Below are 26,133 nucleotides of genomic sequence, written 5' to 3'. Positions count from 1 at the left end.
TCAATTCCCTCCCATCACGGCTTCCGCCGCGGACCGGGCCAGCCAGACCAGCGGGTCGGCGTGGAAGAAGAAATAGACATTGGCCAGGGCCAGGAAGCTCATCGGCACCAGCACCATCCACGGTGCCAGGCGACGCTGCATCAGCTCGCCATGATGGCTGGGCGGAGCGTCCATCCAGATCGCCGACAGCAGCCGGGCGACATAGGCCAGGGCCAGCAGCGAGGACAGCATCAAGGCCGCCACAGCCCACCACCAGCCACGTTCGAGCGCGGCGGTGACGAGATACCATTTCGAGGTGAAACCGACCGTCAGCGGCACGCCGACCAGCGACAGGCCGGCAATGGTGAAGGCGGTCGCCGACGCCGGCATGGTCTTGCTCATTCCGGCCAGGTCCTTGACCCGGCGGACGCCGAAATTGAGTGCGAAAGCGCCCAGCGCCATGAACAGGGCGCCCTTCATCAGGGCGTGGTTCATCAGGTGCAACAGGCCGGCCGACAGGCCCGAGGCCGTACCCATGCCCAGTCCCAGCATCATGTAACCGACCTGGGCCACCGAGGAATAGGCCAGCAAACGGCGCGCATCGGTCTGGAAGACCGCCTGCAGGGAGGCGACGACCATCGCAATCGTCCCGACCACGGCAAACAGCCAGGTGAAGGACATCGACACGAAGCTGACATCGGGATGGAAGACCGAGAACAAAAAGCGGATCAGCGCGTAAAACGCCACCTTGGTCGCCGTCGAGGCGAGGAAGGCGGTGACGAAGTTCGGCGCAAAGGCATAGGCGTTGGGCAGCCACAGGTGCAGCGGGAACATCGCCGCCTTCAGGCCGAGGCCGACCACGATGAAGGCGAAGGCCGCCTGGGTGACCCGGTTGTGACCGGTCTCTTCCAGGATCGCGGCCATGTCGGCCATGTTCAGCGTTCCGGTCGCCATATAGAGGAAGCCGACACCGATGACGAAGAAGGTGGCGCCGATCGTGCCGAGGATCAGGTAGTTATAGCTGGCCGTCAGGGCACGGCGATCCTTGCCGGCGCCCATGGCGATGATGACATAGGTCGAGATCGAGGAGATCTCGAGGAAGACGAAGACGTTGAAGGCGTCGCCGGTGATGGTCACGCCCAGAAGGCCGGCGAAACAGACCAGGAAGGCCGAATAGAACAGCGCCTGCTTGTTCTCGGCGATCTCGTCGGCAACGCTCGGCAGGGCGTAGATGACGCACAGGAAGCCGACAATCCCGACCACAAGAAGCAGCGGGATATTGAGCATATCGACGCGGTATTCGATGCCCAGCGGCGGTGCCCAGCCCCCCAGATGATAGGAAATCACGTCCTGCGTCGCGACCTGGCCCAAAAGGTTGAGGGCGAGGACGGCGACCAGGGCGGAGGTGATCAGCGTCACCAGCCAGCCCAGCCGGCCATTCGGCATCAGGGCGGACACTGCGGCCATGATCAGCGGGATGACGACGATCAGCGCCGGCGCGTGCATGGCGATGCCGGCGGGCAGGAAATCGGCCAGAAACTGCATTATTCGGCGCTCCCGGATTCAAGCGAGTAGTCGGCGGTGTTCAGGGCGTCATCCTCGATGGTCCCGTAGGCCTCCCGGATGCGCACGACCAGCGCCAGACCGACCGCCAGGGTCGCCACGCCGACCACGATCGCGGTCAGGATGAGGACGTGCGGCAGCGGGTTGGAATAGGCGATTTCAGCCACCTGGTGGGCAGCGTCGACGGCATGGTCGGCGGCCTCGGTGGCGTGCTCGCCAGCATCCGCGCCATGCGCGACGGCGGCTTCGGCACCATATCCGGCCTCGGCTCCATGGCCGGCGTCTTCACCATGATGGCCGTCATCGGCGATGATGGGCGGCGAACCGCCAAACACCTTGCCGATGGTGATGTAGAGCAGGAAGACCGAGGTCTGGAACAGCGACAGGCCGACCAATCGCTTGACCAGATTGCCGGTGGCGATGACCACATACAGCCCGATCATCATCAGGATGATGATGGGAATGTAGTTGAAGCGCTCTGCGAGGATCTCCAGCATCGCTACCACTCCTCATCCGGGATGTCCGGCACACGGCCGGCGAAGGCATAGAAGATCGCCAGCATGACCGAAGCGACCGTGGTCAGCACGCCCAGCTCGACCAGCAGGATGCCGTAATGCTGACCGGTATGGTGACCCTGGTCGGGATGCAGCGCGTCATAATCGAGGAAATTGAGCGGTTCGCCGGCGCCGTTCATGAACAGGGTGGCGACGCCGACACCGGCATAGATCAGCACGCCCAGCGCGGCGCCATAGCGCACGGCACCCGGCGGCACGGCGCGGCGGGCCTCGTCCATGCCGAAGATCAGCGCATAGAGGATCACGGCGACGGCGATGATCACGCCCGCCTGGAAGCCGCCCCCGGGACCGAAATCACCGTGGAACTGCACATAAAGGCCAAAGATCACGATCAGCGGGATCAGAAGTTTGGAGACAACGCGAAGGATCAGGTGCGGTGACATGTCAGTCCTCCTCCTCTTCCTTGCGGCGGCCGCCGGAGCCAAAGCCCAGCAGCAGCATCACACCCAGCGCAGCCGTGAAGACCACGACCGTTTCGCCGAAGGTGTCATAACCGCGATAGCTGGCCAGCACGGCGGTGACGACATTGGGCACGGCGATGTCCTGCGGCGTGCGTTCCATGAATTCACGGCCGAGATAGGCATTGGCCGGGCTTTCCGCATCGCCATAGACCGGCATGTCGGGAATGGCGAAGAACAGTGCGGCACCGGCTGAAGCGACGACAGCGAAGGCGGCCCAGTGACGCCCGGCCCCGGCCGGCTCGCTCTCGCGCGCCGTCAGCAGCATGGCGCCGAGCATCAGAACGGTAGAAATACCGGCCCCGACAGCGGCTTCGGTAAAGGCCACATCGACCGCGTCGAGCGAAACAAACCAGGCGGCGCAGAGCAGCGAGTACACGCCCATCAGGATGACCACGGCGAACAGGTTGCGCAGACGGACAATTGAGAAACCGACAGCCAGCAACATGGCGATCAGCGTGTAGTCCAGATACTGGGTCAGGTCGGCGTGGCTCATTTGGAAGCCTCCGAGGACGCCGCATCAGCGGGATGTTTCGGCTTGAAATGGGCCAGATCCGGCTTCTGCCCGGCCCGGTGGGCCGCATTGGCGATGGCATGGGTGGCGGTCGGGCTGGTCAGGAAGAGCAGCAGGCCGACCAGGGCCAGCTTGGCGGCCGTCTGCCAGTCGCCGGCCTGGGCGATCAGGCCGACAATGATCAGCTCGGCACCCAGCGTGTCGGTGACACCGGCCGCATGCATGCGGGTGTAGAAATCGGGCAGGCGCATCACACCGGTGGCGCCGGCAATCACGAACACCAGGCCCACGGCCATGGCCCCGATCGCGAACACGTCACGGGCATGCTGGAAAATCTCGGCGGGGCTCATTTCTCGTACTCCCCATCCAGCGCCTTGCGCAGCGACATCTGCGCCAGGGCGATCTCCAGCGAGCGGTAGCGGAAGAATTTCAGGATGGCGATGGTCGCGACGAAATTGATCAGGGCGTAGAGGAGCGCGATGTCGATCGCGTCCTGACGGCCCACCAGCGCCGCAAAGACGAGTAAGAAGAGAACCGTCTTGGTGCCGAATGAATTGGCGGCCAGCACACGGTCATACAGGGTCGGCCCGGCGAACAGGCGGGCCAGCATGATGGCCATGGCCAAGACGACGCCGATGGCGACGAAAAAGATCAGGATATGCATCAGTCCGTCCTCTTCTTGCCATCCGACGCGATGTCGGAGCGGGCGCCCATCTCGGCGAATCCGGCCGGATCGGTGAAGGATTTGTCCAGCGCGTGGACCAGGAAACCGTCATCCTCGACATCGACCGTCACCGTGCCCGGGGTCAGGGTGATCGAGTTGGCGAACACGCAGCGGCCCAGGTCGGTGCGCTGCTCCGCCGGCGCCCGGATCAGGCGCGGCTCGACTTCGATTTCCGGCTTCATCACCAGCCGCAGAACCGCCAGATTGGCCTTGACGATCTCGCCGCCCAGCCAGCCCCAATAGGTGAACAGGGCCAGCGCCGGACCGATCGGCACGGTCTCGCGATCGACAATGCGCATGCGGTAGGTCAGGGCGACCGTGCCGATAATGCTGAGCACGCCCAGTCCCATCACGATGGGATAATCCCCCGACAGGGTGAACGGGCCGGACAAGGTGAGCCAGAGCGCCACCAGAATGGCGGTCAGGCTGATGCCATAGAACATGGAAACTCCCCGCGCGATAACGCTGCTTCCCGGTAATTAGCCCGACAGGCGAGCCTTGACCAGACGAAGCGGCGGGGAAGATGCAGACGCACTCGTCGTAGGGTTTTTCTTGCCGGGCGTCACAACGCGGCGTGACCGGGGTCACAGCCCCGCCCCGGACCACGCATCACTATGACGCGACGAAAGGCCAAGCCGGCGGGGGCCACATTGGCGAAGCATCCGTGCGTTTACATTCTGGCCAGTCAACGAAACGGCACCCTCTATATCGGGGTGACCGGGAATATCGCCATGCGCGTCATGTTGCATCGCGAGGGCAAAGGCTCTGCCTTCATGCGGAAATACGGGGTCAAGCACCTCGTCTGGTATGAATTTCACCAGGATTTCGGCTTTGCCATCGAACGCGAGAAGCGACTGAAGGTATGGCGGCGAAAATGGAAACTGACTCTAATCGAGCAGATGAATCCTGGCTGGGAGGACCTCTATGAGAGCATCCAGATGTGGGCGCCTATGGACTAAAACCTCCCTCCAACCGTCATCCTGACGAAAGTCAGGACCCAGATGGACGGTCCGAATGAAAACAGGCGGTCGCATATTCCCTCTCAATCCGTCGGCGCCGACTGGGTCCTGACTTTCGTCAGGATGACGATCGGGCGAAGCCGATACGGATTCATTGAGCCGCCACGCATACCGACACACTGGACGGCGCCACTCAATCATCCGGGAAACCGGGGACAGGCAACCGGCGCAGAACCGCGACACTCATCCTTGTCACCCCTGCCACCCGCCTGCGCGGGCGCAGGTTCCCGCCCGGCGCAGGCCGGGCGAAAGTCAGGGGCCTAGCTGGCGGCCACATGTAGGTCCCCGTCCTGCGTCCGGCCTTCGCCGGACATCCGACGGGGATGACAAGCGGGGTGGAGCTTCGCAAAGCTGCCCCCTATTTCCCGCCCTTGTCTTCCATTGACAGGTTCCAGTAGCGCAGCACGGTCTGGGCTTTTTCGACCGAGAGGCTGTCATAGACCTTGCGGGCCTGCGGGACGGGTTCGCTGGTCAGGGAACGACCGAGACCGCGCCAGAAATTCTCGAAACTGGGCCATTTCAGACCGGTTGCCTTGCACAGGACCGCGATTGCTTCGCCAGCCATGTCGTCGACCATTTGCAGGACCAGCCGACGGTCGACATTGGCCAGGGTCGAGATTTCGGTGACGATTTCCGGCAGGGCACCGTCCATCGCCATGGCTTCCAGCGTGCCCTCCAGCGAGCCATAGGGGCTCAGCTCGGCGGCTTCGCGATTGCGCTGGCGGCGATCGATATAGCGCAGGATGCGGGTGACCATCGGGTCGGACCAATCCTCGGCGGCGGCCATCGGGAAGATATCCTCGGACGCATCGATCAGTATGGTCCGGTCAACGGCAAAGCGTTCGAGTATCTGCGCCCGCGCCATGTGCTCGCAGGTCCAGAACAGGCGGAAGGCCTGGGTCGGACGCAGCTCCTCGCGCTTGATCAGAAGGTGGGCGAGATTGCCCTCCTCCGCCGCCATGCCGACCAGATGGTCGACCGTGGGCATGGCCAGGACACAGGTCTTGTTGCGCAGCAGGCGTTCGATCACCGGCGTTTCGCCAGCCGCCGCCAGCGAGGCCGACACGGTCGCCGACAGGTTCTCGCGATTGGCCAGGGCCAGTCGGTGCTGCAGCTTGCCGACCCGCGCGATCTCCATCATGTCGAAATCGGACAGGGCGAGGCAATCGGCAAGGATCGGCTCGGCGACCTCAAACTCGTCGCAGGCCAGGGTGCGCAACAGACGATGCGGCGCATCGGTCAGGCCTGACAGGCGCTTGGCGCAGCGTTTGCGCAGATCAATATCGCTGGCCCGGATCACATCAAACAGAAGGTCACCGACGATCCAGCGCTCTCGCGGCGTAATCCGGCTAGACGGCAAGCCGACAATATCGGCCAGCCGCTTGGCCAGTACGGCGCGGGTACGCGTGGTCACGGGCTCGCTGAGCTCAAAGGGTTCGGCATTCGCCATGATGGGGCCTGTCAGATCCGGTCTGACAGGCAGGATGAGGCCTGCGCGTTAACGAATCGTGGGTGTGTGCGGCGCGGACCGACCTGTCACCCTTTGCTGATGACAGGCAGCTTCTCCCGGTCCATCCAGACCAGCACGGCCGAGATCGCGCCGAACACAACCGCCATGCCAAACAGCATTGGCGAGCGCTCATAGCCGCCATCCGCGGTGAAGGCGACCGGCGCGTTGATGCCCAGCCAGGGCGAGAGGTGGAAGACGATGGCACCGGCAATGACGGCCAGCGACAGGGCCGCTCCGAAACCCTCAAAACGCTTCATGAAGACGCCGACAAGCAGGAGCGCGGCAGCGAGAATCTCCAGCACGCCCGTCAGCATCCGCACCTGCGGTTCGAAGAAGGCCAGACCCGACGCTTCGGCGATATGGCTGAAGACGGGATTGGCCGCGCCAAATTTCTGTAACCCCATGAAGATCAGGAAGGCCGCCAGCAGGAGGCCGAAGCCGGGTTTGATGAATTTCATTATTCGCCTCATTTGACCCTGTTGCGGGTGTGGTTGATTTGCTTAAGGCCAACATGTTGCTAGACAAGGCGCAATACAAATCACGCCGGATCACAAGAACGGCGACCCACAGTCCGCACGAGCTCCGATCACACCTTGCCCGTCTTTCGCCCCCTTGCCGGCAATCGCAAGCTTCGCATGCCGCCCTTCGGTGCCTATCTGGTGCTGGTGGCGGGCTGGTTTTTCGGCTTCGGCCTGCAGACCACCCTGTTCCCCGGTGTCATCACCTTCACCCTGCAGGAAAGCCCGGAGCGGCTCGGACTGGCGCAGGCCGCGCTGACGGCACCGATGATGCTGCTCCTGCCCTTCGCCGGCGTCCTCGCCGAACGCAAGGACCGGCGCGGCATTGTCTTCTATTTCTACATTTTCGCCGGCCTGTCGGCGGGCGCGCTGGGCCTGATGCTGCTGACCGGTCACCTGACCTATTGGGTGATGGTCGGCTTTGCCCTGCTGATCGGGGTCGCCGGCGGCTTTGTCATGCCGGCCCGTGACAGCGCCATCAATCCGGTGGTCCGCATCTCGGCCCGCACCCGTCATGGCGGGATTGAGCTGCAGCGCGCCGTGGTGATGGCCTCGGCGGTGCAGTTCGGCGCCCAGATCGCCGGCATGGCAGTGGGCTATTTCGCGGCCTATACGGGCCCGGGCGCGCTCTTTCTTATGCAGGCGGCCGGGCTGTGCATTGGTGGCATTTCCGCCGCCTTCCTGCCGCGCCTGGGTTCCAAGCGGGACACCTCGACCGCCCACCCGATGGCCGATCTCGCCGATGGCGTCAAAGCGGTTTTCACCTCGCCGGTCCTGATGCCGATGACACTGATCATGATCGCGCTGGGCATTCTGGTGGTCGGCGGCTCCTTCCTCGTCCTGATCCCGCTCATCATCCGCGAAAGCTATGGCGGCGGCTTTCCGGAGATTGCCAGCCTGATGGTCGCCTTCTGGGTCGGCGCCCTGGTGGCCAATGTGGCACTGGTGAAATTCGGTCAGATCGAACGCCCCGGACGGGCGCTGATCCTGGCCCAGGCGGTGACGGTGATGGCGACCGGTGCCTTTTATTTCCATCTGCCCTTCTGGTCGCTCTACCTGCTGGTCTTCGGCTGGGGGCTGGGCGCCGGCGTGGCCATTTCGCTGTCGCGCTCGGTGGTGCAGGAACAGGCCCCGCCGGACAAGCTGGCCCGCGTCATGTCGGTCTATCAGCTCGGCCTGTTCGGCGGCATGCCCGCGGGCGCGGTCCTGATGGGCGTGGTCGTCGGGCAGCTGGGCCCCAATGTCTCGGCCCTCATCCCGATGTTCGGATTGGGAGCCGTGCTGTTGGTCATCTGCCTGACCACCCCCATATTGTCAGTGAGGCGAGGCCAGCCCCACGCGCTGCCCGCTGCCGGGACCACCCCCACGCCCCCCGCCACGCCCCCCGTCACGCCGGAGTAAAGACATGCCGCGACTGAGCGCAGCCGAGATCGAGGCCCTCAAGGCCAGGCTTGACCCGCACACCTATGCCATTGCCTTCGAAGAAGGCACCGAGCACGCCTTCACCCACCCGTTCAACGCCGAAAAGCGCGACGGCAGCTATCATTGCAAGGTCTGCGATACGCCCCTGTTTGCCTCGGACCACAAATATGACAGCGGCTCGGGCTGGCCCTCCTTCTGGCAACCGCTGGACAGCGACACGGTCGAGACCAAGACCGACTTCAAACTGCGCCTGCCGCGAACCGAAATCCATTGCGCCAATTGCGGCGCCCATCTGGGCCACGTCTTCCCGGACGGGCCACAGCCGACCGGTCAGCGTTTTTGTACCAATGGCGGCGTGCTGGACTTCCAGCCGGCCGCCAGCGAAGAATAGACCGGTATCTTGAGGGGAATTTCATGCGTTATTTGCCGCTTGCCGGGCGTCTCGGTGCGGGCCTTCTCGGCCTCGCCCTTGCCGCCTGTAGCCAGGAGACTGCCATGACGACCGACACTTCGGCCGCCAATACTTCATCCGTCACCACGCACGGGGCGCTGATCACCCGCGCCCAGGGGCTCGAGGCGCCGCGCGCCGAACAGCGCCCGGTCACGATCGAACAGGTCGGCTTCACCCGGGTCGACGAGTATCAGTGGATCAAGGACGAGAACTGGCAGCAGGTGATGCGCGAGCCTGAGGTGCTGGACAGCGATGTCCGCGAGCTCCTCGACGCCGAGAACGCCTATCTCGACAATGTCATGGCACCGACCGAAGCGCTGCAGGAACGAATCTTCCAGGAGATCCGCGGCCGCATCAAGGAAGATGACAGCTCGGTGCCCGAGCGCGATGGCGACTATGCCTACTACACCCGCTATCGCGAAGGCGGCCAGTATCCGGTCTTCGCCCGCCGTCCGGTCAATCCGGAAACCGGCGAGCCGATGGGCGATGAGGAAGTCCTGGTCGATGGTGACGCCGAAGCAGCCGATTTCGACTATCTCGATTTTTCCGACATGGAACACTCGCCCGACCACCGCTATGTCGCCTTCGGCGTCGATGTGCGCGGCTCGGAATATTACGAGATCCGGGTCAAGGATGTCGCCACCGGCGCCATCGTCGCGACCCTGACCGATGAAAGCTCGGGCGATTTCACCTGGGCCAATGACAGCGCCACCCTGTACTGGGTCTGGCGCGACGATAATGGCCGCTCCAAGCGCGTCTATCGCCAGCCGGCCAATGGCGGCCCGTCCGAACTGGTCTATGAGGAGCCCGATGACGGCTTTTTCGTCTCGGTCGGCCTGAGCGATAACAACAACCACATTGTCATCAATGCCGGCGGTCATACCTCCAACGAGATGCGGCTGATCGACGCCAATGATCCGGCTGCCGAGCCGGTGCTGATCGCGGCGCGCGAGGATGATGTCGAATACTATCTCACCGAAGCCTCGGACCGTTTCTACTTCCGCACCAATATCGACGGCGCGGTCGACTACAAGATCATGTCGGCCCCGCTCGACAATCCGGGCCGCGAAAACTGGGAGGACTTTGTCCCGCACCGCCCCGGCACGCTGATCAATGGCGTGATCGGCTTTGCCGACTGGCAGGTCCGCGTCGAGCGCGAAAACGCCCTGCCGCGCATCGTCGTGCACGAATACGCCACCGGTGAGGAATACAATATCGACTTCGACGAGGAGGCCTATTCGCTGGGCGCCTCGGCCGGATACGAGTTCGCGACCGACATTCTGCGCTTCTCCTATGAGAGCCCGTCGACGCCGGAAGAAACCTATGACTTCAACCTGCGCAGCCAGGAGCGCACGCTGCTGAAGCGCCAGGAAGTCCCCTCAGGTCACAATCCGGACGACTATGTCGTCCGCCGCATCATGGCGCCGGGTCATGACGGGGCGCAGATCCCGGTCACCATCCTGCACCACCGCGACACGCCGATCGACGGCAGCGCGCCGCTGATGCTCTATGGCTATGGTTCCTACGGGATCACCATTCCGGCCGCCTTCCGCGTCACCCCGCTATCCTTGGTCGATCGCGGCATGGTCTATGCCACCGCCCATATCCGCGGCGGCATGGCCAATGGCTATCAATGGTATCTCGATGGCAAGCTGGAGCAGAAGATCAACACCTTCCGGGACTTCGTCTCTTCCGGTGAAGCCCTCGCCGAGCTGGGCTATACTTCTCGCGGCCAGATCGTTGCCTATGGCGGCTCGGCCGGTGGCCTGCTGGTCGGTGCGGCGATCAACCTGCAGCCCGACCTGTTTGCCGGTGCCATTGCCGCTGTTCCCTTCGTCGACGTGATCAACACCATGTCGGATCCCGAATTGCCGCTGACGCCGCCGGAATGGCCGGAATGGGGCAATCCGATCGAGAGCGCGGACGATTATCAGACGATGATCGAATACTCGCCCTACGACCAGATCCAGGAAATGGCCTATCCCCATGTCCTGGCCACGGGCGGCCTCACCGATCCGCGCGTCACCTATTGGGAGCCGACCAAATTCGTCGCCCGGCTGCGCGATCGCCGCACCGATGACGGCCTGACCCTGCTCAAGATGAATATGGGCGCCGGCCATGGCGGCGCCTCAGGCCGCTTCGACAGCCTGCGCGAAACCGCCCTCAACTGGGCCTTCGCCCTGATGGTCGTCGGCCTCGCCGATGATGAAGTGGACGCCATCGCGGCGGAGTAGCGGCGCGTGTGAGTGAAATGGAAAAAGCCCGGGCCTTGGACCGGGCTTTTTTTGTGCGTTTCCCCTTGCCGTTGTCATCCCTGATGGACGCCCGGCGAAGGCCGGGCGAAAGTCAGGGACCTAACCGGTGGCGACCTGTTAGGTCCCCGTCCTGCGTCCGGCCTTCGCCGGACATCCGACGGGGATGACAAACGGCGTCAGACCTTATCGCTTTCCCATGCCCGCATGCCATCCGGCACGACCTCGCGCGGATCAATGCCGCCCATTTCCCAATAGAGGTCCCGCCAGTCGGGATTGGTCGTCTCGATCAGATTCACTTTCCAGGCCCGCCGCCAGCGCTTGATCCGCTTTTCCCGCGTGATCGCGTTATTGACGAGCTCATGGCTCTCGAACCAGACCAGCTGATCGACGCCGTAGCGCGCCGTGAACCCGCCCGCCTTGCGAACCTTGTGCGCATAGACCCGCGCCAGCAATTCGCGCGTGACCCCGCAATAGAGCGTGCCGTTCTTGTGGGAGGTGAGCAGGTAAACGTGAAACATGAATGCAATTATAGATTGCATCTGATGCCTTGTCATCCCTGATGGACGCCCGGCGCAGGCCGGGCGCAAGTCAGGGACCTATGTGGTTGCGACCCGTTAGGTCCCCGTCCTGCGTCCGGCCTTCGCCGGACATCCGACGGGGATGACAAACATTGGATGGGTGGCGTGGGGGGTACAGCCCCCCACGCCCCTTACTTACCCATCAAGGCGATAGTCCAGCCTTGTCGTCGCACCGCGGAAATAAATGGGCTCGCCATTTTCGATCTGCGGGTTGTAGCGCCAGCGGCTGACGGCGTTCAGTGTCGCCTGTTCGAAGGCGCGGCTGTCGCAGGCCAGGGACCGGATATTGGTCGTTTGCCCCTGCGGCGTGATGTCGAAAATCACTGTGCAGCTGCCGGAATTGCCCCGGGAGGCCTCTCGGGCCGGGAAGACCGGCTCGATACGGACAATGGGCATGGGAGAACGATCCGGCGTGACCAGGCCACCTGTGTCGCTGATCTCCGTCGGCGCCACCGGCGGCAGGGCGTAGGTGACGCCCTCGCCCGGATCGGTCGGCACCGCGCGATCCACCGGCAAGCGTTCAATCGGCGGCGGCGGTTCGACCGGCGGGATTTCCGTGATGTCGATGCGGACATCCAGCTCGGTGTCATCCGGAACGTCGTTGATCACGAAACGCGGCGTCTCGCTTTGCTCCACCCGCTCCACTCCCGGAACGGCGATCAGGTCTTTCATCATCAGGAAAAGTCCGATGGTGACCGCGCCGGCTATCGGCAGCACCATCGGTGTACGCAAGTGTTGGATCATGGCTGTCATTGAACAGGCCTCCCCACGGGCGCGTTCTGCATGGCCTCACAGAGGTATGCCCCAAGATCCGGCCAGGGGCCCGGCACCGTCCACCGGCGCCGGGTTGGCCGGTGCGGGTCGGCCTCACAACACGAGGCCTCGCCGCACTGTCAGCCTCGCCCGTGGTCGGGGCGGAAGCGGGGCGCAATCGCGGTCAATTGGGGCGATTGCGGGGTTATCGCTTGGCGGCTCAGATGCGCTCGGGGTCGGGCAGGCGATTGCCATTGGTGTCGAACCAGGGCTCACACCGCTCCGGGATGTCCAGTATGCGGTTACCCTCGCTGTCATACTCATCCGGCGAGACGACAATCTGCCGGCGGGCCCGTTCGACCTCGATTTCGCAGTCCTCGATGGTGATCTGGCGTTCCAGCTCTGCTGCAACAGCGAGGATGGCGCGCTTGCTGGCGATGAATTCGAGCCAGCCTTGTGCGCCAGCGCGGGAATACTCCCATTCCAGGGCCCGGTGGAAGGCGCGGGCGGCGCCGCCCAGATCATTCTGCTCCATGCGGGCATTGCCGACATAGGTCCAGATATCACCCGGGCGCGACAGGCCGCCGCGATTGAGGGCCTGCACGAAAATGGCCTCCGCTTCTTCAAAGCGGCCGGCCTGGTAGAGGGCCTCGCCATAGGCCTCGAAGTCGGGCCCGGCGCCGGAAGTGGTGGCGACGCGTTCCAGCACCGGCATGGCCCGCTCCCACTCGCGCGCATGGCGCCAGAGATTGGCCAGCAATTGCATGTTGGCGGTCGAGCGTTCGACCCGCCCGGCATTGAGCTCGCGCTCCAGCATCACAGCCCCGCCATAGGGGTAGTCATACCAGGAGTAATACTGGGCCAGACGGACCAGCTCGGCGCTCGAGGTCAGCATGCCGTTCAGATACATGATCCGGTTGACCTCGAAGGCATCGGCCTCGCGACCGAGCTGTGCCAACAGGCTGGCATAGCTGGTCCAGTTGGCCTTCTCGGTCGGCCAGCGCGTGACCATCGCTTCCATCAGGGCGAGCTGGTCGGGCAACATCGCGAGTTGTTGGTAATAGTAGAGCAGGAGCGAATAGGTCTGGCGGTCGGCGCCGCCGGCTTCCTCTTCCTCGGCCCTTGCAAAGGCGAAGCGGGCATAGGGCAGACCGCCTTCATGGTCCTCGACCCGGGCATGGGCCTGGGCCAGGCGCGCGGCCAGATCACGGTTGAGCGGCACACCGCGGGCGATCGCCGCCTCGATCAGATTGATGCCGGCGCGGTAGTCGTCGGCGACCATCAGCAGCTGGCCGGTATTGATGCGCAGGGCGTTGGCATCGTCCTCGGGCAGGACCGCCAGGGCGATGGTCGAGCGCCAGTCGCTGATGGCCCCCGCGAGATTGTCCAGCTCGTAACGGGCCCGGCCGCGCTGGCGCAGCAGGACGGCGCGCTCATAAGGGCTCAGCGAACCATTGTCGATCATCTCGCTATAGCCGGCCTCCACCTCGCGCCAGCGTTCCTCGCCCTCCATCTCGATCAGCTCCAGCAACCGGTTGCCGACCGAGGGCGACAGCACGCCCGGCGAGTTGTCCATCCTGGCCGCGTGGACGGCCGGCAGTGTCAGACCGGACACCGCTCCCGCCAGGGTCAGGACCGCCGCGGCCCTGACCACGCGCTGCCATGCGGCCGCAAGGGCCGCTCTGATTGAAATCTCCATGTGCCTCTCCCCAATCCATGACGCGAACTCCCCAGCCCGGCATTACCGTCATGTCATGAAAGCTTCGGCGCGGTTCGAGGCGGGAATGGGGCGATTTGGGGTTGTTTTGATGGCAGACCGAGCCGTCGATTGCAGGGCCGCCCGGCGCCACAACGAAAAACGCCCCGGCGAATTGCCGGGGCGTTGATCATGTCAGACCTGAACGACGGGATCAGCCGGCGTCGGCCGCGTCGGCTTCAGCCTCGGCGACGGCGCTGAGCTGTTCGCCGTGGACATTGTAGAGATCGGAACAGCGTTCCGGCACGTCCACCACGATGCGACCATTCTCGTCGACATCACCCAGCAGGGTCGCCGTCTCCATCAGGTCACTGATCGAGAAGCGGCACTCATCCTGACGGACCTGTTCACGGATCCGCACCCGGTCACGGGCAGCCCGCTGGCGGTTGGTGATGAAGGTCGCCCAGCCATTGGCGGTACGCCGCGAATACGGGTAACGCGCGCCTTCGCGGAAGGCAGCCAGGGCCGATTCTTCACGACCCAGTTCGGCCCGCACATTGCCCAGCAGCGTCCACGCATCGCCCGGACGGTCGAGACCACCGCGGTTGAGCGCTTCGGTGAAGGCATCTTCGGCCTCGTCCAGCTGACGGCGCTGCCACAGGGCTTCGGCCAGCTTGAGGAAGTCATCGCCATCGCCGCTCAGTTGAGCCAGCTGACGCAGGACCGGAATGGCCCGTTCCCACTCACGCGCCTGGCGCCACATATTGGCGAGCAGGTTGAGATTGTTGCGGGTCCGCTCGACAGCACCGGCATTGAGCTCGCGCTCGAGGATGACAGCACCGCGATAGGGGTATTCATAGAAGGAGTAATACTGGGCCAGCGCCACGATCTCACGGCTCTCGGTGAGCATGCCGTTGATGTACATGATCTTGTTGGCTTCAAACGCATCCTGCTCGCGACCCGTCTGGGCCAGCAGGGAGGCGTAGGAGCGCCAGTTATTCTTCTCGGCCGGCCAGCGCCCCACCATCTCCTCGATGATACGGAACTGGTCCGGAATGCGCTCGAGCTGCTGGTAGAAGAACAGCATCAGCGAATAGTCACCACGAACCCGGTCGGCCCGCGCCTGGGCATTCCAGAAACGCTCGGCCCACACAACGCCATCCCTGTAGCGCTCGGCCTGGGCATAGGCCTGGGCCAGCATACGCATGATGCGCGGGTTGAGACCCTCATTGCCAAGCACGGCAACGGCCGACTCCAGGGCGCGGATGCCCGAGTTGTAGTTACCTTCCGCGATATAGAGCTGGCCGATATTGATCTGCAGATCGGCAATTTCCTGCGGCAGCATGGCACCGGTGCCAATGGCCGATTCCCAGTCCTGGATGGCCCGGGTGATCTGATCCATCTCGTAATAGGCACGACCGCGCATCTGCAGCGAGATCATCCGCTCATACGGATTGATGCTGGAATTGCCCAAGGCCCGCGTCAGGGCCGTGACCGACTCCTGGAACTGGCCATTGGCCTGGAATTCCTGGGCTTCGAGCACGATCTGACCGATCGCAGCCGAGAAGACACGCTCGGCCTGGTTCTGCTCGGAGTCTTCCTCGTTATTATTGTTCCGCCGGCGCTGGGCATCGGCGTCGGAAATCATGACCCCGGCCATGGTGACGGCGAGGGCAAGGGTCGCGACAGAGCGCAGCAGGCCCGATGTATCGAAACCGTTGAAACGGATCATCGATGGCTCCTTCATACCGCCCCCAACTCCCCGGGGTCGGCTTTCCAAAAACTCACTGGGATGCGGACCGCTTCGGTCCTGGTTCATCCCTGGCGACGGTTCAGCCCTGGCGGCCAGTGGAGCGCGGCAGACATAAAGCCCGCCGCGCCCGGATCACTATTCGGCCAATCGGAAGTCGAAGCGGGTTTCCACGCCACGACGGGCGACAGGAACACCATTTTCGACTTTCGGGTTGTACCGCCAACGTTCGACAGCCCGGCTCGATGCGCGCTCGAAGAAGGAGCTGTCGCAACGATAGATGTCGATATTGGTCGGCGTACCGTCCGGCGTCACATCGAAACGGACCCAGCAGCTGCCTTCGATCCCGCGCTCTGCCGCACGAAGCGGGTATTGCGGCTCGATCCGGACCAGCGGCTGTGCGTCACGGTCGGAGACCGAGAAGCTGACACTGTCCGAGTTCAGCTGAGGCGCTTCGAAGTCAGGAATGGCACCCATGACGGTGGCCAGACCTTCTGACGGCTGCTCGGCACGCTGCCGCTCGATCTGCGGCGGCGGGGGTGGCGGGTCGACCTGTTGCACATCATCGATCGTGGTGTCGCGGACACGGGCTTCCACCTCGGCCACTTCATCATTGATCGAGAAGGTGACGTCATCGACTTCGTCAGGCTGATCGACTTCATCAACCTTGATGAGGTCCTGCATCACATAGAACAGGAACACCGTGACGATGGCCGCAACCGGAACGCCGATAACGAGACGTATGAAACTTCCCATTTTCTTTCCTCCAGCTACTGCAACGTCGAAATCTTCACTTCGACTTCCATCTCCGTAAGGAGCTCCTGGACGTCGAGGATCAGACCGATATTGGCACCTTCATCACCCTGGATCATGGCCTTGCCCAGCGGGTTCTCTTGCAGCAATTGCTCGATAACCCCGCGGAGTTCGTTCATTTCATAGACCCGGTTGTTTACCCAAATCTCGTTGTCCGCTGTCACGGCTACAAGCATGGACGGGGTTTGTCTCTCTTCAGTCACGGCGTCGGGGCGGATGGTATCCACGCCCGGCTCCTTGATGAAGACAGAGGTGACGATGAAGAAGATCAGGAGAATGAAGACGACGTCCAGCATGGGCGTCATGTTCAGCTCGACTTCTTCCTCGTCGGTATTCACGCGGCTTGCACGTCTAGCCATGGAAACCTCCCCTAACCTTCGTTCTGACGCTGGATCGAAACCGGCACGCCATTGGCGCCCATTTCATCCCAGATCTGAACGATGATGCCGTGATGGGCTTCGTCATAGACCTCGAGGAGGACAGCGGAGTTCGGCTCTTCCGCCCGGAAGCGGTTGACGGCCGAAAGCACGCGGTCGACATCGGTGCGGACCTGGTTGACGAAGATCTCGTTGTCGTCATCGACCTGGATGACGATCGGCGGCGCAGGCTGCTCTTCAGGCGGTGTCTCCGAATCGGGTGGAGGTCTCATGTCGATACCCTCTTCCGACAGGAAGGTGGCAGTGACGATGAAGAAGATGAGCAGGATGAACACGATGTCGAGCATCGGCGTCATGTTCACTTCAGCCTGGTCATCCTTGTGCTGCTGACGACGCCTCATGACACAGCCCCCTCACCAATCTCGAGCTCATCAGCAAGCTTCGACACGCGACGCTTGGCGAGAAGTTCGATCTGGTTGGCGAAGATGAGGCCCGAAAGGGACGCCACCATGCCAGCCATGGTCGGGATCGTGGCCCGGGACACACCGGCCGACATGGCCTGGGCGTCCGAGGAACCCGAAATCGACATGACGTCAAAAACCGAGACCATGCCGGTCACTGTTCCCAACAGTCCGAAGAGCGGAGCGACAGCGACGAGGGTTTTCACCAGCTCGACATTCTGATCGCAACGCGATTTGACCTCCGAGATGAGTTGGTCGCGGATGGCGTGGGCATACCAGCTATTCCGGTCTGCCCGCGCATTCCACTCCCTCTTCGCCGATTTCGCAAAGCCCTCATGGGCCATGTAGAAATAGGCGAAGCGCTCGAGGATAAAGGCCCACATCACAAATGTTGTTGCCATGATGACAACCAGGACGGGGCCCCCGCGCTCGAGGAACTCCTGAAGGCCGGTTTGTACGGCCTGGAAATCCATAACGCTTCCTCCGATTAGCCTTGTGCGCGTTCTTCAGCGTGACGGGCGATCATGCCTGCCGCCTGCTCTTCGAGCACCTGCTGAACGCCGCGCGCGAAGCTTTGCGCGAAGCTGTGGATGAACAGAAGCGGGATCGCCGCGATGAGACCCAGAACCGTGGTCATCAGGGCTTCGGAGATACCACCGGCCATGATGCGCGGATCACCCGTACCGAACAGGGTGATCTGGGTGAAGGTCTTGATCATACCGGTAACGGTACCCAGAAGACCCAGCAGCGGTGCGATACCGGCAGCCAGCTTGAGGAAGTTGAGACCGAATTCGAGCTTCGGCGTTTCCTGCAGGATGGCTTCGTCGAGCTTGAGTTCCATGGTCTCGACGTCTTTGTCCTTGGCACCTTCATAGGCCAGCATGACGCGGCCCAGCGGGTTGCCCTTGGAACCGGAAGACTTGCGCTTCTGACCGCCGACGGCAGCCTGGGTCATCAGCAGCGAGATCATGCGGAAGATACCGAACAGGGCGGAGATGACGAGCAGGCCGATGATGACCTTACCGACATTGCCCGACTGCTCGATACGCTCATTGAGGTCCGGAACGTCCTTGTAGATGTTCAGCAGGGCGCCACGCGACGGATCAACAACACCTTCGACGATCTCACCCGTGTCCGCATTGAACAGGGCCGAGGCCGCGCTGACAAAGTTGGCCGGCGGTTGGGCCGCCATGTCGGTCAGCGAGTAGGCACCGGTGTTCTCACTCTGGCTCCAGAGCGCGAAACGCTGGTTGTTGTTGTAGTTGGTGAAAGCAACAAACGCACCGACACGGGTGATCGGCACAGCTGCGCCATCGCCCAGACCGGTGACACGTCCGTTATAGGTCACGACCTGTTGCTGCTGGATCATCTCTTCGATGACACGGCGCGGAATGAAGTCGAGTTCCGCACGGGTCGGCAGGGTCCGAGAGTTGGACAGGGTTTCCAGTGCATCGGCACGCCCCGGGAACTGACCCGAAATCAACGACTGATCGATCATGGCGGCGAATTCGCCGGCCGACTGACGCGCGGCACCGAACAGCTCACCGAACGCACCCTGGCGCTGGCGAAGCTCGGCATCGAGCTCGTCGATACGGACCTGGTTGTTCTCGAAATCAGCCGACAGCTGGGTCGCCTGACGCTCGAGCGAGGCCAGAGTACCGCGTGCGCTGTTCAGCTGGGCCTGCTGGGTGTTGGTGGAGGACTGGAACTCACGCAGGCGGGCCGCATTGTCGGCGCTCGCTTCACGGGCGTCGGAACGCACGCGATTGAGGAGTTCGTTGAGGGATCCGGCGGGCTGGGTCTGGGCCACAGCACCGGCGGAAAGAGCCACGCCAAGAGAAACGGCAGCGGCGAGCATCTTCATTGTGGTTTTCATCTTAACTCTCCGTTCCAAGCCGTTACTGGGCGACCTGCGGGCCAGGCAGCGGCACGAGGAAGATCGACGGCGTCGTCACTTCGTCGGCGATGCGGATGGCACGCGTCACATTGGCAAGATAGCTGCTCGGGAGTGCTTCCCAGTCCGACGAACCGTTGTGCAGGATCGTCATGGAGTTGTCCGGGTAGCGGCGGATCATCGCGACACGACCGATCTGCAGGACTTTCACCTGAACCGGAATGCCGTCTTCCAGCACTTCCTCGTCATACGCGTTCACACCGCGGCCGTAGGAGGCTTCGATGTCATAGGCGTTGAGGATGACGCGGTAGCGCTCAGCCGGGGAGATGTTCGGATTGTCGATCAGCTCGTAGAGACGTTCGATGCGGGCCAGACGGCCGGCTTCGCCTTCGAGGCGGAACGGCAGGTCAAGCGTCACGAACTCTTCGAGAAGCACGACCATTTCGCGCATCATCGGAGCGAGATCACGCTCGATATTGTCAACGCGACCGATCTGCTGCTCGAGCGATGCGATCTCGTTTTCCTGCGAGCGGAGGAAAACCTGCTGCTGCTCGACGAACAGGCGCTGCGACTCGATCTGCTCGAGCAATGCGCGATATTCCAGTTCGATGTCCGTGCGCTGGTCGTCCAGCTGTTCGATGCGCGACTGGGTCTGAGCCCCGTTCGCCGTATCACCACGCGCGACTTCGAGCGTTTGGTTCAGCTGCGCAACGGCGGCCCCCCCAAAGGCGCCCGCCGCCACAGTCGCCATAAGCGACGCGCGAACCAAATTCTTCAAGTTCACCATTTCTCGCCTCACAATGGTCTATGCGGGTTTGTCCCGAAAGACTCCCCGCCCCAAAAAAACTTCGATGCTGAGCCAGCAAAAACCTGCTGGCCTGGCCCCCTACCCTTGGTTCAAGCGGCCGAGCCAAGCCGCCAATGACAGCGACTTAGCGTCCCAAGTCTGCACGAGTGGTTACCGCAACTGCAGACCACCCTATCCGCGACGGTTTTTCCCGCCATCTCGTCGGCACAGGTGTGCCGCTTGAAAATCCGTTGAACGCTAACACCAGCGTTATACTACGATCAATACATCTTTGTGTCCGGAATGCGGCTGGAACTGCGAACAATAAGGCGGGATTCGCCTCTCAGGATCATCCTCGCCGCACAGTTCGCGCAAGGATGGTAATGCCGGCTCCGTAAAGTTGCGTCTGAATACCGGCGGGAAGCCCGTGCTCACGCGTCATCGCCATCCGCTCACAATCGGGTGATCACGGTGTCAGCGCGCTGGCCACAAGCCGCCATAACCGGGCGAATCAATGCGCGCCCTGGGCCGCGGCCGGGTCATGCCCGACGCATATTCCTGGAAAAGATGGCTGGGGCGCCAGGATTCGAACCTGGGAATGCCGATACCAAAAACCGGTGCCTTACCACTTGGCGACGCCCCAACCGGAGCCGTCTAAGACGGCGAGCGGCGTAAATACATAACCCCTGAGAGGGATGCAACGGCCCTGTGCGGTTCATCTCAGTTCAACCCGCAGATTTTGCAGTTGCCGGTCGCTGTCCGGGCCGCCCCCGCCTGCCCGGACAGGCTGTAGATGCAGCCCTCATGCGGCCCACTGTGGACACCTGTCTTTGGCGCGTTGCACGGGACAGAAGAGTTGGCTATAAGCCGCGCCTCGGTTCGGAGTATAGCTCAGCCTGGTAGAGCACCGTCTTCGGGAGGCGGGGGTCGCAAGTTCGAATCTTGCTACTCCGACCAATCTTTTCCCGCCTCATGATTCCCGTCATTGAAGACGTCCACGTCGCCATATATCGCGCGCGGCGGGACCGAGCGACTGCATATCCCTCGCCCCTTTTGCGATTACGCCCTACATAATGACCCGAACAGGACCGCAACTTGCAGGGCCTGCCACATGTCATGAAAGCGCGGGGCGAAAGGGCTCTTATGAAACAGTTCTGGATTACATTCTTCGGGTCCATAGTCGGCGTGGTCGTTGGATCCCTGTTGACCCTGGTACTCGGTGTCTTCCTCATTTTTGCGATGATCGGAGCCCTGGTCGAGGGCGCGCAGACCGAGACCGCCCTGCCCCAGACCGCCATGGTGCTGGAACTGGACCTGCGTGATGGTCGCCTGGACAGCCCGTCGCGATCGCCCTTTGGCTTTTCCGATCCGCTGTCCACGGTCGAACTCGTCCGCACACTCGAGCGGGCTGAGAGCGACGACCGGGTCGCCGGCCTGTTCATCCGCGCCAACGAGTTCGGCATGTCGCCGGGCGCGGCGGAAGAATTGCGCGGTGCCATCGAGGATTTCCGTGCCGCGGGCAAATTCGTCGTCACCCATGCCCAGGGGTTTGAAGGCACCAGCGTGACCGGCTATTTCGCCGTCTCCGGGTCTGACCAGATCTGGCTTCAGGACACGACCAGTTTCACCGCCGCCGGCCTCGCCTCCGAGACCATGTTCCTGGGCGGGCTGTTCGCCCATTTCGATGCCGTCCCGCAATTCGAGCAGTTCCACGAGTACAAGGGCGCCGCCAACACCTACACCCAAAGCGACTTCACCGAGGCGCACCGCGAAGCGACCGAATCCTTCCTGGGATCGATCTACGACACCGCCGTGCTGCGTATCGCCGAAGATCGCGGCCTTCAGGCAGACGCCCTGCGTGCCATGTTCGAATCGGCGCCGCACACGGCCGAGGAAGCCCAGTCGCTGGGTCTGATCGACCAGCTCGGCCAGGTCGTCGAAGCCCGCGAAGCCGTCCGCGCCCGTCTCGACGGCGAGGCCAGCTTTGTCGAGATCGCCCAATACCACGCCCAGGCCGCACCGACCTGGAACAATGGCCCGATCATCGCCCTGATCGAAGGCCAGGGCGCCATTGTCACCGGCACGCCAACGGGCAGCCCGTTCGGCGGTGAGGAAATGATCGGCGGCGACTTCATGTCCGAGGCCATCCTGGCCGCAGCCGATGACAATTCGGTCCGGGCCATTGTGATCCGGGTCGATTCCCCCGGCGGCTCCGCCATTGCCTCTGACCAGGTCTGGCACGCCATCACCCGGGCCCGCGAGGCCGGCAAGCCGGTCATCGTTTCAATGGCCTCGATGGCAGCGTCGGGCGGCTATTACATCGCTGCACCGGCCGATTATGTGCTGGCCCACGAAACCACGCTGACCGGTTCGATCGGGGTGCTCGGCGGCAAGATCGTCCTCGAGGGCACGTTTGATCTCGTCGGCCTGAACGCCGAGACCATTGCTGTCGGCGGCGAATACGCCACCGCCTTCTCGGCCCAGCAGGAATGGACTGACAGCCAACGGGCGGCCTATCGCTCGCAGATGTCGGACATTTATGACGACTTCACCCAGCGCGTGGCCGATGGCCGGGACCTGCCGCTGGAACGTGTCCTGGAAATCGCCCGCGGCCGTATCTGGACCGGGGCCCAGGCGCTGGATCTGGGTCTGGTCGACGAGATTGGTGGCCTGCGCGACGCCATTGGCGCCGCCCGCCAGTTCGCCGGCATCGACGCCGAAGCACGCATCCGCCTGCGTCGCTACCCGGCCCAGCGCTCGCCGATGGAAGCGTTCCAGGAATTGTTCGGTGTCTCCGCCGAAACGGCCCAGTCAGCGGCCCGGCTCAATGCACTGATGGACATGCCGGAAGTGCGCGCCGCCCTGCAAGCTCGTCAGGAGATGAACCAGCCCGGCATGCAGATGCGCTCAAGCACTGCCGTACCGAACTGACACGCGGCTTTGACCGAAACAGCAAAAGGGCCCGCTCCGGCGGGCCCTTTTTTTTGTGCCTGTCACCTTTGTCGCCACGCTTCACGACGTCATCACGCCGACCACAAACAGGCCGGTCAGGGCGAAGCTCAGCAGGAAGAAATAGCCGATATCCAGCATCATCACGCGCAGGATCGAGGTGAAGCGGCCGTGCGAATAGACCGTGCGGTGAAGCCGGTAGAGATACCAGTTCGACCAGATCAGCCCGATGAAAACCGCGATCCAACCCGGAATGATATAGGCGGCCAGCGACAGGCCGCTGAGCAGGAACAGCATGAAGGCGTGGAAGTGCAGCGACACCACGAGGTGGTCATAGAAGAAATAGCCGCGCTTGTAGAAATGCAGGAAGGCCAGCATCAGCGCATAGATCGGCAGCAGGAAGAACATCATCGTCGGTGCCCAGCGCTGCATCGACGCCACCAGCGTGGCGCCATCGCTGTCGATGATGCGATCAACCCTGACCACCAGGGCCTGACGGATTTCCAGCGGCAAATCGCTAATGCCGGCTGCGTCCACCATCACCCCGTCTGCCACATCAATCGGCCCCTCGGCCGGCTCTTCCTCGGCATCGCCATAGATTTCCGGCAACAAGGCGCGACGAAACTCCAGCTTCATCTCCTCGCGCCCCGCCTGGCGTTGCTGGGCCCGAGCCTCTGGCGACAGGTTGGCGTCTGCCAGGGCTTCTGCCTGGGCAAGTCCGGATTCGGCAATTGCGGCGATGCGCTCGCGGTCGACCTCTGGCATGCCCTCCGCGGCGAGGTCCTCGTCGAGCGTTGACAGTTCCGATTCCACCGCGGCCCGCTGCTCATCGGTCAGATCGGACAGGTCCGAGCCATCACCAAAACCGCCGAGCGCAAAGATCAGCAGGAAGAACAGCACACTGGCGGTCAGATAGAGCCGGAAGGGCATGACATAGCGGGCGCGAACGCCGCTGAGATAATCCGCCGTGATCTTGCCGGGCTGCAGCATCAGCGGCGGAATGGTCCGCCACAAACGCCCCTCGAGGCCCAGCAGGCCGTCGAGGACGTCCATCAGCAGATCCCAGATCGGACGGTGGTAGGTGTCGGCGGTCTGACCGCAGCTATGGCAGACCGGACCGGACAGGGGCGTCGAACAATTCGAACACACACCGGCCGGTGTCGGCGCCTCAAAGGCTGTGAATCGCTCACGCTTCTTGCGCTTGGATGCCTGGATCGAGTCGCCCAGCTCGCCACCGACACTGTCGGCGATCACGGCATCGCTGATGGGATCACTACCGGTCATGAAAAAGCCCCGCCCCTGGCATTGTGCGAACACAAGCTAGGTCGGCGGGGCCTCATCTGACAAGCGTTGCGGGTGTTTACTGTTCCGCGGCGTCGGTTTCTTCCAGATCCGCAAAGCACAGATAGCGCGAGCGGTGGATATTGGTGAGATTGTCTACCCAGCCGGTAACGCGCGGGTTCACCAGGCTTTTGTTGACGTAGAAGACGAGCGGGATGATCGGCATGTCGTCGATCAGCATCTGCTCGGCCTCGGCCAGCATCTGCCCGCGCAATTCCTGGTTCAGCTCGCCATTGGCCTCGGTGACCAGGCTGTCGAATTCCGGATTGTTGTAGCGGGCATAATTCATCGGCACCGACCGGTATTCGCCGAGGAAGAGGAAGTTGTAGGGGTCATTATAGTCGGCAATCCAGCCACCATCGGCGACCTGGAAGTCCGAGGCGCGCAGATTGTCGTAATGGATCTGGGTGTCGTTGACGATCAGCTCCGGCTGGACCCATTCGGCAATCGCCGACCAGTCATTTTGCACCACCGGTGCGATCCGCGGATTATCACCCGTGGCGCGGTAGGTGTATTCGAACTCGAACGGATTGTCGGGGCCATAACCAGCCGCCTCCAACAGGGCGCGGGCATTTTCGCGACGCTGTTCGACGGGAATGTCCGCCCATTGTGCCTCGACACCACCCGGATAATTGGCCACGCCCGGCGGGATCATCGAATAGGCCGGCTGCTGACCAGCGCGCAGGATCTCATTGGCGATGAAATCACGGTCGATTGCCATGCCCAGCGCATTGCGGACATTGGCATCGTCAAACTGTTCGAGTGTGGTGTTCACCGAGAAATAGATCGTGCCCATGAAAGGGTGGACGCGGACATAATCGGGAATTTCGCGGCGCAGGAATTCCATCTGCTGGCCGGGGAATTCCATGTTCAGGTCGAGTTCGCCATTGCGGACCCGGCGTCCGGCCGCCGAATTGTCGACGGTCGGGAAGAAGTAGACATCGTCAATGCAGACATTGGCGTTGTCGTAGAAGCGCTCATTGCGCACCAGATGGACGTAGTTGTTCGTCCGCCAGTCTTCCAGCGTGTAGGCGCCGTTGGAGACCATATTGCCCGGACGTACCCATTCATCGCCATAGACCTCAACCACATGCTGCGGCAGCGGGAAGGTGGTGTAATGGCTCAACAGGCCCGGCAGGTAGGGCGCCGGATTGACCAGCTGGATTTCCAGCGTGCTGTCATCAATGGCACGGACGCCGATAGTCGACGGATCGGCCGCTCCGGTTGCGGCTTCTTCGATACCGGCAATCGGATAAAGCAGGGAGACGTATTGCGCGCCGGTGGTCGGGGTTGCGATGCGCTGCCAGGCGAAGACGAAATCGCTCGCCTTGACCGGCTCGCCGTCAGACCAGGTCGCTTCACGCAGGGTGAAGGTCCAGGTCAGGCCGTCCTCCGAGACATCCCAGCTCTCTGCCATGCCGGGGATCGGTGCCCCATCCGGATCATCGGTGAACAGACCGAGGAACATGTCGCCGATGATATTGTTTTCCCAGGTGCCGGAGGCCTTGTGCGGATCCAGCGACAGCGGCTCCGCATTATTGCCCCGGTTCAGGAGAACCCGATCGGAATCGGCGGCGTCATTGGCGCCACAACTGGCCAGGGCCAGCGCCGAGGCTGACATGAGGATGGTATTGAAAATCTTTGTGCGGATCACGGTTTCGGTCTCCCCTCCGAAGCAGCACGACGAGTCAGTGGCCGATGTTCTAGCTGAACATCATCGGCCGGTCGACAGTGGCCGACCGGTCG

General features: G+C 62.8%; 26 protein-coding genes and 2 tRNA genes. 6 read left to right on the top strand and 22 right to left on the bottom strand.

Features of this window, described 5'->3' with window-relative positions:
• From MMAR10_RS04620 to MMAR10_RS04590, 7 genes are read right to left on the bottom strand one after another with little or no spacing between them, the layout of a single operon-like run.
• Positions 1 to 1,524 (bottom strand): monovalent cation/H+ antiporter subunit D family protein, encoded by a 1,524-nt coding sequence (locus tag MMAR10_RS04620; RefSeq protein ID WP_011642830.1) that lies wholly within the window; start codon positions 1,522 to 1,524, stop codon positions 1 to 3.
• Positions 1,524 to 2,039 carry a cation:proton antiporter subunit C gene (locus MMAR10_RS04615; protein ID WP_011642829.1) on the bottom strand — a complete coding sequence of 172 codons (516 nt, stop codon included), beginning with the start codon at positions 2,037 to 2,039 and terminating at the stop codon, positions 1,524 to 1,526. The genes MMAR10_RS04620 and MMAR10_RS04615 overlap by 1 nt, the downstream gene beginning before the upstream one ends.
• Before the next feature lie 2 nt (positions 2,040 to 2,041).
• Positions 2,042 to 2,500, bottom strand: coding sequence for a Na(+)/H(+) antiporter subunit B (locus MMAR10_RS04610; RefSeq protein WP_011642828.1), 459 nt, complete (start codon positions 2,498 to 2,500; stop codon positions 2,042 to 2,044).
• Position 2,501: 1 nt separating this feature from the next.
• Positions 2,502 to 3,071 carry a DUF4040 domain-containing protein gene (locus MMAR10_RS04605; protein WP_011642827.1) on the bottom strand — a complete coding sequence of 190 codons (570 nt, stop codon included), beginning with the start codon at positions 3,069 to 3,071 and terminating at the stop codon, positions 2,502 to 2,504.
• Positions 3,068 to 3,439: a monovalent cation/H(+) antiporter subunit G gene (gene mnhG, locus MMAR10_RS04600; RefSeq protein WP_011642826.1), complete on the bottom strand. Its 372-nt coding sequence runs from the start codon at positions 3,437 to 3,439 to the stop codon at positions 3,068 to 3,070. Before mnhG ends, MMAR10_RS04605 begins: the two co-directional genes overlap by 4 nt.
• Positions 3,436 to 3,753: a monovalent cation/H+ antiporter complex subunit F gene (locus MMAR10_RS04595; RefSeq protein WP_011642825.1), complete on the bottom strand. Its 318-nt coding sequence runs from the start codon at positions 3,751 to 3,753 to the stop codon at positions 3,436 to 3,438. Before MMAR10_RS04595 ends, mnhG begins: the two co-directional genes overlap by 4 nt.
• Positions 3,753 to 4,256: a Na+/H+ antiporter subunit E gene (locus tag MMAR10_RS04590; RefSeq protein WP_011642824.1), complete on the bottom strand. Its 504-nt coding sequence runs from the start codon at positions 4,254 to 4,256 to the stop codon at positions 3,753 to 3,755. The genes MMAR10_RS04595 and MMAR10_RS04590 overlap by 1 nt, the downstream gene beginning before the upstream one ends.
• Before the next feature lie 171 nt (positions 4,257 to 4,427).
• On the opposite strand from MMAR10_RS04590, the gene MMAR10_RS04585 reads away from it, so the two are divergent.
• Entirely contained in the window at positions 4,428 to 4,772 is a 345-nt protein-coding gene (locus MMAR10_RS04585) for a GIY-YIG nuclease family protein (RefSeq protein WP_011642823.1), read from the top strand.
• A 418-nt stretch (positions 4,773 to 5,190) separates the two neighbouring features.
• On the opposite strand, the gene MMAR10_RS04580 is transcribed toward MMAR10_RS04585, so the two are convergent.
• Together MMAR10_RS04580 and MMAR10_RS04575 are read right to left on the bottom strand one after the other, a co-directional pair.
• Positions 5,191 to 6,282 carry a DUF2336 domain-containing protein gene (locus tag MMAR10_RS04580; protein WP_011642822.1) on the bottom strand — a complete coding sequence of 364 codons (1,092 nt, stop codon included), beginning with the start codon at positions 6,280 to 6,282 and terminating at the stop codon, positions 5,191 to 5,193.
• An 86-nt stretch (positions 6,283 to 6,368) separates the two neighbouring features.
• Entirely contained in the window at positions 6,369 to 6,800 is a 432-nt protein-coding gene (locus tag MMAR10_RS04575; RefSeq protein ID WP_049755656.1) for a DoxX family protein, read from the bottom strand.
• 135 nt (positions 6,801 to 6,935) lie between these two features.
• Here MMAR10_RS04575 and MMAR10_RS04570 point away from each other — a divergent pair, with 135 nt between their 5' ends.
• The 3 genes from MMAR10_RS04570 to MMAR10_RS04560 are packed head-to-tail and all read left to right on the top strand — an operon-like array spanning position 6,936 to position 10,967.
• Positions 6,936 to 8,261, top strand: a complete 1,326-nt coding sequence (locus tag MMAR10_RS04570; protein ID WP_233353868.1) for an MFS transporter — start codon at positions 6,936 to 6,938, stop codon at positions 8,259 to 8,261.
• 4 nt (positions 8,262 to 8,265) lie between these two features.
• Entirely contained in the window at positions 8,266 to 8,673 is a 408-nt protein-coding gene (msrB, locus tag MMAR10_RS04565; RefSeq protein ID WP_011642819.1) for a peptide-methionine (R)-S-oxide reductase MsrB, read from the top strand.
• A 23-nt stretch (positions 8,674 to 8,696) separates the two neighbouring features.
• On the top strand, positions 8,697 to 10,967 hold the full coding sequence (locus tag MMAR10_RS04560) for a S9 family peptidase (protein WP_011642818.1): 2,271 nt from the start codon (positions 8,697 to 8,699) through the stop codon (positions 10,965 to 10,967).
• Positions 10,968 to 11,164: 197 nt separating this feature from the next.
• Here the strand turns inward: MMAR10_RS04560 and MMAR10_RS04555 are convergent, their stop codons facing one another.
• The 11 genes from MMAR10_RS04555 to MMAR10_RS04505 form a co-directional block, all read right to left on the bottom strand.
• Complete coding sequence (locus MMAR10_RS04555) at positions 11,165 to 11,506, bottom strand: GIY-YIG nuclease family protein (RefSeq protein ID WP_041636787.1); 342 nt, start codon at positions 11,504 to 11,506, stop codon at positions 11,165 to 11,167.
• A gap of 195 nt (positions 11,507 to 11,701) precedes the next feature.
• Positions 11,702 to 12,319 carry an energy transducer TonB gene (locus tag MMAR10_RS04550; protein WP_011642816.1) on the bottom strand — a complete coding sequence of 206 codons (618 nt, stop codon included), beginning with the start codon at positions 12,317 to 12,319 and terminating at the stop codon, positions 11,702 to 11,704.
• A gap of 220 nt (positions 12,320 to 12,539) precedes the next feature.
• Complete coding sequence (locus MMAR10_RS04545) at positions 12,540 to 14,018, bottom strand: hypothetical protein (protein ID WP_011642815.1); 1,479 nt, start codon at positions 14,016 to 14,018, stop codon at positions 12,540 to 12,542.
• A gap of 211 nt (positions 14,019 to 14,229) precedes the next feature.
• Positions 14,230 to 15,747, bottom strand: a complete 1,518-nt coding sequence (locus MMAR10_RS04540) for a tetratricopeptide repeat protein (RefSeq protein ID WP_041637280.1) — start codon at positions 15,745 to 15,747, stop codon at positions 14,230 to 14,232.
• Between the two features lie 156 nt (positions 15,748 to 15,903).
• A complete protein-coding gene (locus MMAR10_RS04535; protein ID WP_011642813.1) occupies positions 15,904 to 16,521 on the bottom strand; it encodes an energy transducer TonB in 618 nt (205 codons plus the stop codon).
• Positions 16,522 to 16,535: 14 nt separating this feature from the next.
• Positions 16,536 to 16,937, bottom strand: coding sequence for an ExbD/TolR family protein (locus tag MMAR10_RS04530; protein ID WP_011642812.1), 402 nt, complete (start codon positions 16,935 to 16,937; stop codon positions 16,536 to 16,538).
• Between the two features lie 11 nt (positions 16,938 to 16,948).
• Complete coding sequence (locus tag MMAR10_RS04525; protein WP_011642811.1) at positions 16,949 to 17,356, bottom strand: ExbD/TolR family protein; 408 nt, start codon at positions 17,354 to 17,356, stop codon at positions 16,949 to 16,951.
• Complete coding sequence (locus MMAR10_RS04520; RefSeq protein WP_011642810.1) at positions 17,353 to 17,889, bottom strand: MotA/TolQ/ExbB proton channel family protein; 537 nt, start codon at positions 17,887 to 17,889, stop codon at positions 17,353 to 17,355. Before MMAR10_RS04520 ends, MMAR10_RS04525 begins: the two co-directional genes overlap by 4 nt.
• A 14-nt stretch (positions 17,890 to 17,903) precedes the next feature.
• Positions 17,904 to 19,292 (bottom strand): MotA/TolQ/ExbB proton channel family protein, encoded by a 1,389-nt coding sequence (locus MMAR10_RS04515; RefSeq protein WP_011642809.1) that lies wholly within the window; start codon positions 19,290 to 19,292, stop codon positions 17,904 to 17,906.
• Between the two features lie 22 nt (positions 19,293 to 19,314).
• Complete coding sequence (locus MMAR10_RS04510; protein ID WP_011642808.1) at positions 19,315 to 20,097, bottom strand: DUF3450 domain-containing protein; 783 nt, start codon at positions 20,095 to 20,097, stop codon at positions 19,315 to 19,317.
• A 568-nt stretch (positions 20,098 to 20,665) separates the two neighbouring features.
• Positions 20,666 to 20,740: transfer RNA gene (locus MMAR10_RS04505), tRNA-Gln, on the bottom strand.
• A 237-nt stretch (positions 20,741 to 20,977) separates the two neighbouring features.
• Here MMAR10_RS04505 and MMAR10_RS04500 point away from each other — a divergent pair.
• Both MMAR10_RS04500 and sppA read left to right on the top strand, forming a co-directional pair.
• Positions 20,978 to 21,054: transfer RNA gene (locus MMAR10_RS04500), tRNA-Pro, on the top strand.
• A 186-nt stretch (positions 21,055 to 21,240) separates the two neighbouring features.
• Complete coding sequence (gene sppA, locus MMAR10_RS04495) at positions 21,241 to 23,028, top strand: signal peptide peptidase SppA (protein WP_011642807.1); 1,788 nt, start codon at positions 21,241 to 21,243, stop codon at positions 23,026 to 23,028.
• Between the two features lie 81 nt (positions 23,029 to 23,109).
• Here the strand turns inward: sppA and MMAR10_RS16030 are convergent, their stop codons facing one another.
• On the bottom strand, positions 23,110 to 24,330 hold the full coding sequence (locus MMAR10_RS16030; protein ID WP_011642806.1) for a DUF3667 domain-containing protein: 1,221 nt from the start codon (positions 24,328 to 24,330) through the stop codon (positions 23,110 to 23,112).
• 76 nt (positions 24,331 to 24,406) lie between these two features.
• Positions 24,407 to 26,041 carry a peptide ABC transporter substrate-binding protein gene (locus MMAR10_RS04485; protein ID WP_011642805.1) on the bottom strand — a complete coding sequence of 545 codons (1,635 nt, stop codon included), beginning with the start codon at positions 26,039 to 26,041 and terminating at the stop codon, positions 24,407 to 24,409.
• Between the last annotated feature and the right edge of the window lie 92 nt (positions 26,042 to 26,133).

Origin of the sequence: Maricaulis maris MCS10, assembly GCF_000014745.1 — a bacterium.
GTDB lineage: Bacteria > Pseudomonadota > Alphaproteobacteria > Caulobacterales > Maricaulaceae > Maricaulis > Maricaulis maris_A.
This window is presented reverse-complemented; position numbering and strand designations above follow the sequence as displayed.

Bases quoted from the DNA above. Each gene is read 5' to 3' on its own strand.
- MMAR10_RS04620 (WP_011642830.1), bottom strand. From the start codon at position 1,524: ATGCAGTTTCTGGCCGATTTCCTGCCCGCCGGCATCGCCATGCACGCG.
- MMAR10_RS04615 (WP_011642829.1), bottom strand. From the start codon at position 2,039: ATGCTGGAGATCCTCGCAGAGCGCTTCAACTACATTCCCATCATCATC.
- MMAR10_RS04610 (WP_011642828.1), bottom strand. From the start codon at position 2,500: ATGTCACCGCACCTGATCCTTCGCGTTGTCTCCAAACTTCTGATCCCG.
- MMAR10_RS04605 (WP_011642827.1), bottom strand. From the start codon at position 3,071: ATGAGCCACGCCGACCTGACCCAGTATCTGGACTACACGCTGATCGCC.
- mnhG (WP_011642826.1), bottom strand. From the start codon at position 3,439: ATGAGCCCCGCCGAGATTTTCCAGCATGCCCGTGACGTGTTCGCGATC.
- MMAR10_RS04595 (WP_011642825.1), bottom strand. From the start codon at position 3,753: ATGCATATCCTGATCTTTTTCGTCGCCATCGGCGTCGTCTTGGCCATG.
- MMAR10_RS04590 (WP_011642824.1), bottom strand. From the start codon at position 4,256: ATGTTCTATGGCATCAGCCTGACCGCCATTCTGGTGGCGCTCTGGCTC.
- MMAR10_RS04585 (WP_011642823.1), top strand. From the start codon at position 4,428: ATGACGCGACGAAAGGCCAAGCCGGCGGGGGCCACATTGGCGAAGCAT.
- MMAR10_RS04580 (WP_011642822.1), bottom strand. From the start codon at position 6,282: ATGGCGAATGCCGAACCCTTTGAGCTCAGCGAGCCCGTGACCACGCGT.
- MMAR10_RS04575 (WP_049755656.1), bottom strand. From the start codon at position 6,800: ATGAAATTCATCAAACCCGGCTTCGGCCTCCTGCTGGCGGCCTTCCTG.
- msrB (WP_011642819.1), top strand. From the start codon at position 8,266: ATGCCGCGACTGAGCGCAGCCGAGATCGAGGCCCTCAAGGCCAGGCTT.
- MMAR10_RS04560 (WP_011642818.1), top strand. From the start codon at position 8,697: ATGCGTTATTTGCCGCTTGCCGGGCGTCTCGGTGCGGGCCTTCTCGGC.
- MMAR10_RS04555 (WP_041636787.1), bottom strand. From the start codon at position 11,506: ATGTTTCACGTTTACCTGCTCACCTCCCACAAGAACGGCACGCTCTAT.
- MMAR10_RS04550 (WP_011642816.1), bottom strand. From the start codon at position 12,319: ATGACAGCCATGATCCAACACTTGCGTACACCGATGGTGCTGCCGATA.
- MMAR10_RS04545 (WP_011642815.1), bottom strand. From the start codon at position 14,018: ATGGAGATTTCAATCAGAGCGGCCCTTGCGGCCGCATGGCAGCGCGTG.
- MMAR10_RS04540 (WP_041637280.1), bottom strand. From the start codon at position 15,747: ATGATCCGTTTCAACGGTTTCGATACATCGGGCCTGCTGCGCTCTGTC.
- MMAR10_RS04535 (WP_011642813.1), bottom strand. From the start codon at position 16,521: ATGGGAAGTTTCATACGTCTCGTTATCGGCGTTCCGGTTGCGGCCATC.
- MMAR10_RS04530 (WP_011642812.1), bottom strand. From the start codon at position 16,937: ATGGCTAGACGTGCAAGCCGCGTGAATACCGACGAGGAAGAAGTCGAG.
- MMAR10_RS04525 (WP_011642811.1), bottom strand. From the start codon at position 17,356: ATGAGGCGTCGTCAGCAGCACAAGGATGACCAGGCTGAAGTGAACATG.
- MMAR10_RS04520 (WP_011642810.1), bottom strand. From the start codon at position 17,889: ATGGATTTCCAGGCCGTACAAACCGGCCTTCAGGAGTTCCTCGAGCGC.
- MMAR10_RS04515 (WP_011642809.1), bottom strand. From the start codon at position 19,292: ATGAAAACCACAATGAAGATGCTCGCCGCTGCCGTTTCTCTTGGCGTG.
- MMAR10_RS04510 (WP_011642808.1), bottom strand. From the start codon at position 20,097: ATGGTGAACTTGAAGAATTTGGTTCGCGCGTCGCTTATGGCGACTGTG.
- sppA (WP_011642807.1), top strand. From the start codon at position 21,241: ATGAAACAGTTCTGGATTACATTCTTCGGGTCCATAGTCGGCGTGGTC.
- MMAR10_RS16030 (WP_011642806.1), bottom strand. From the start codon at position 24,330: ATGACCGGTAGTGATCCCATCAGCGATGCCGTGATCGCCGACAGTGTC.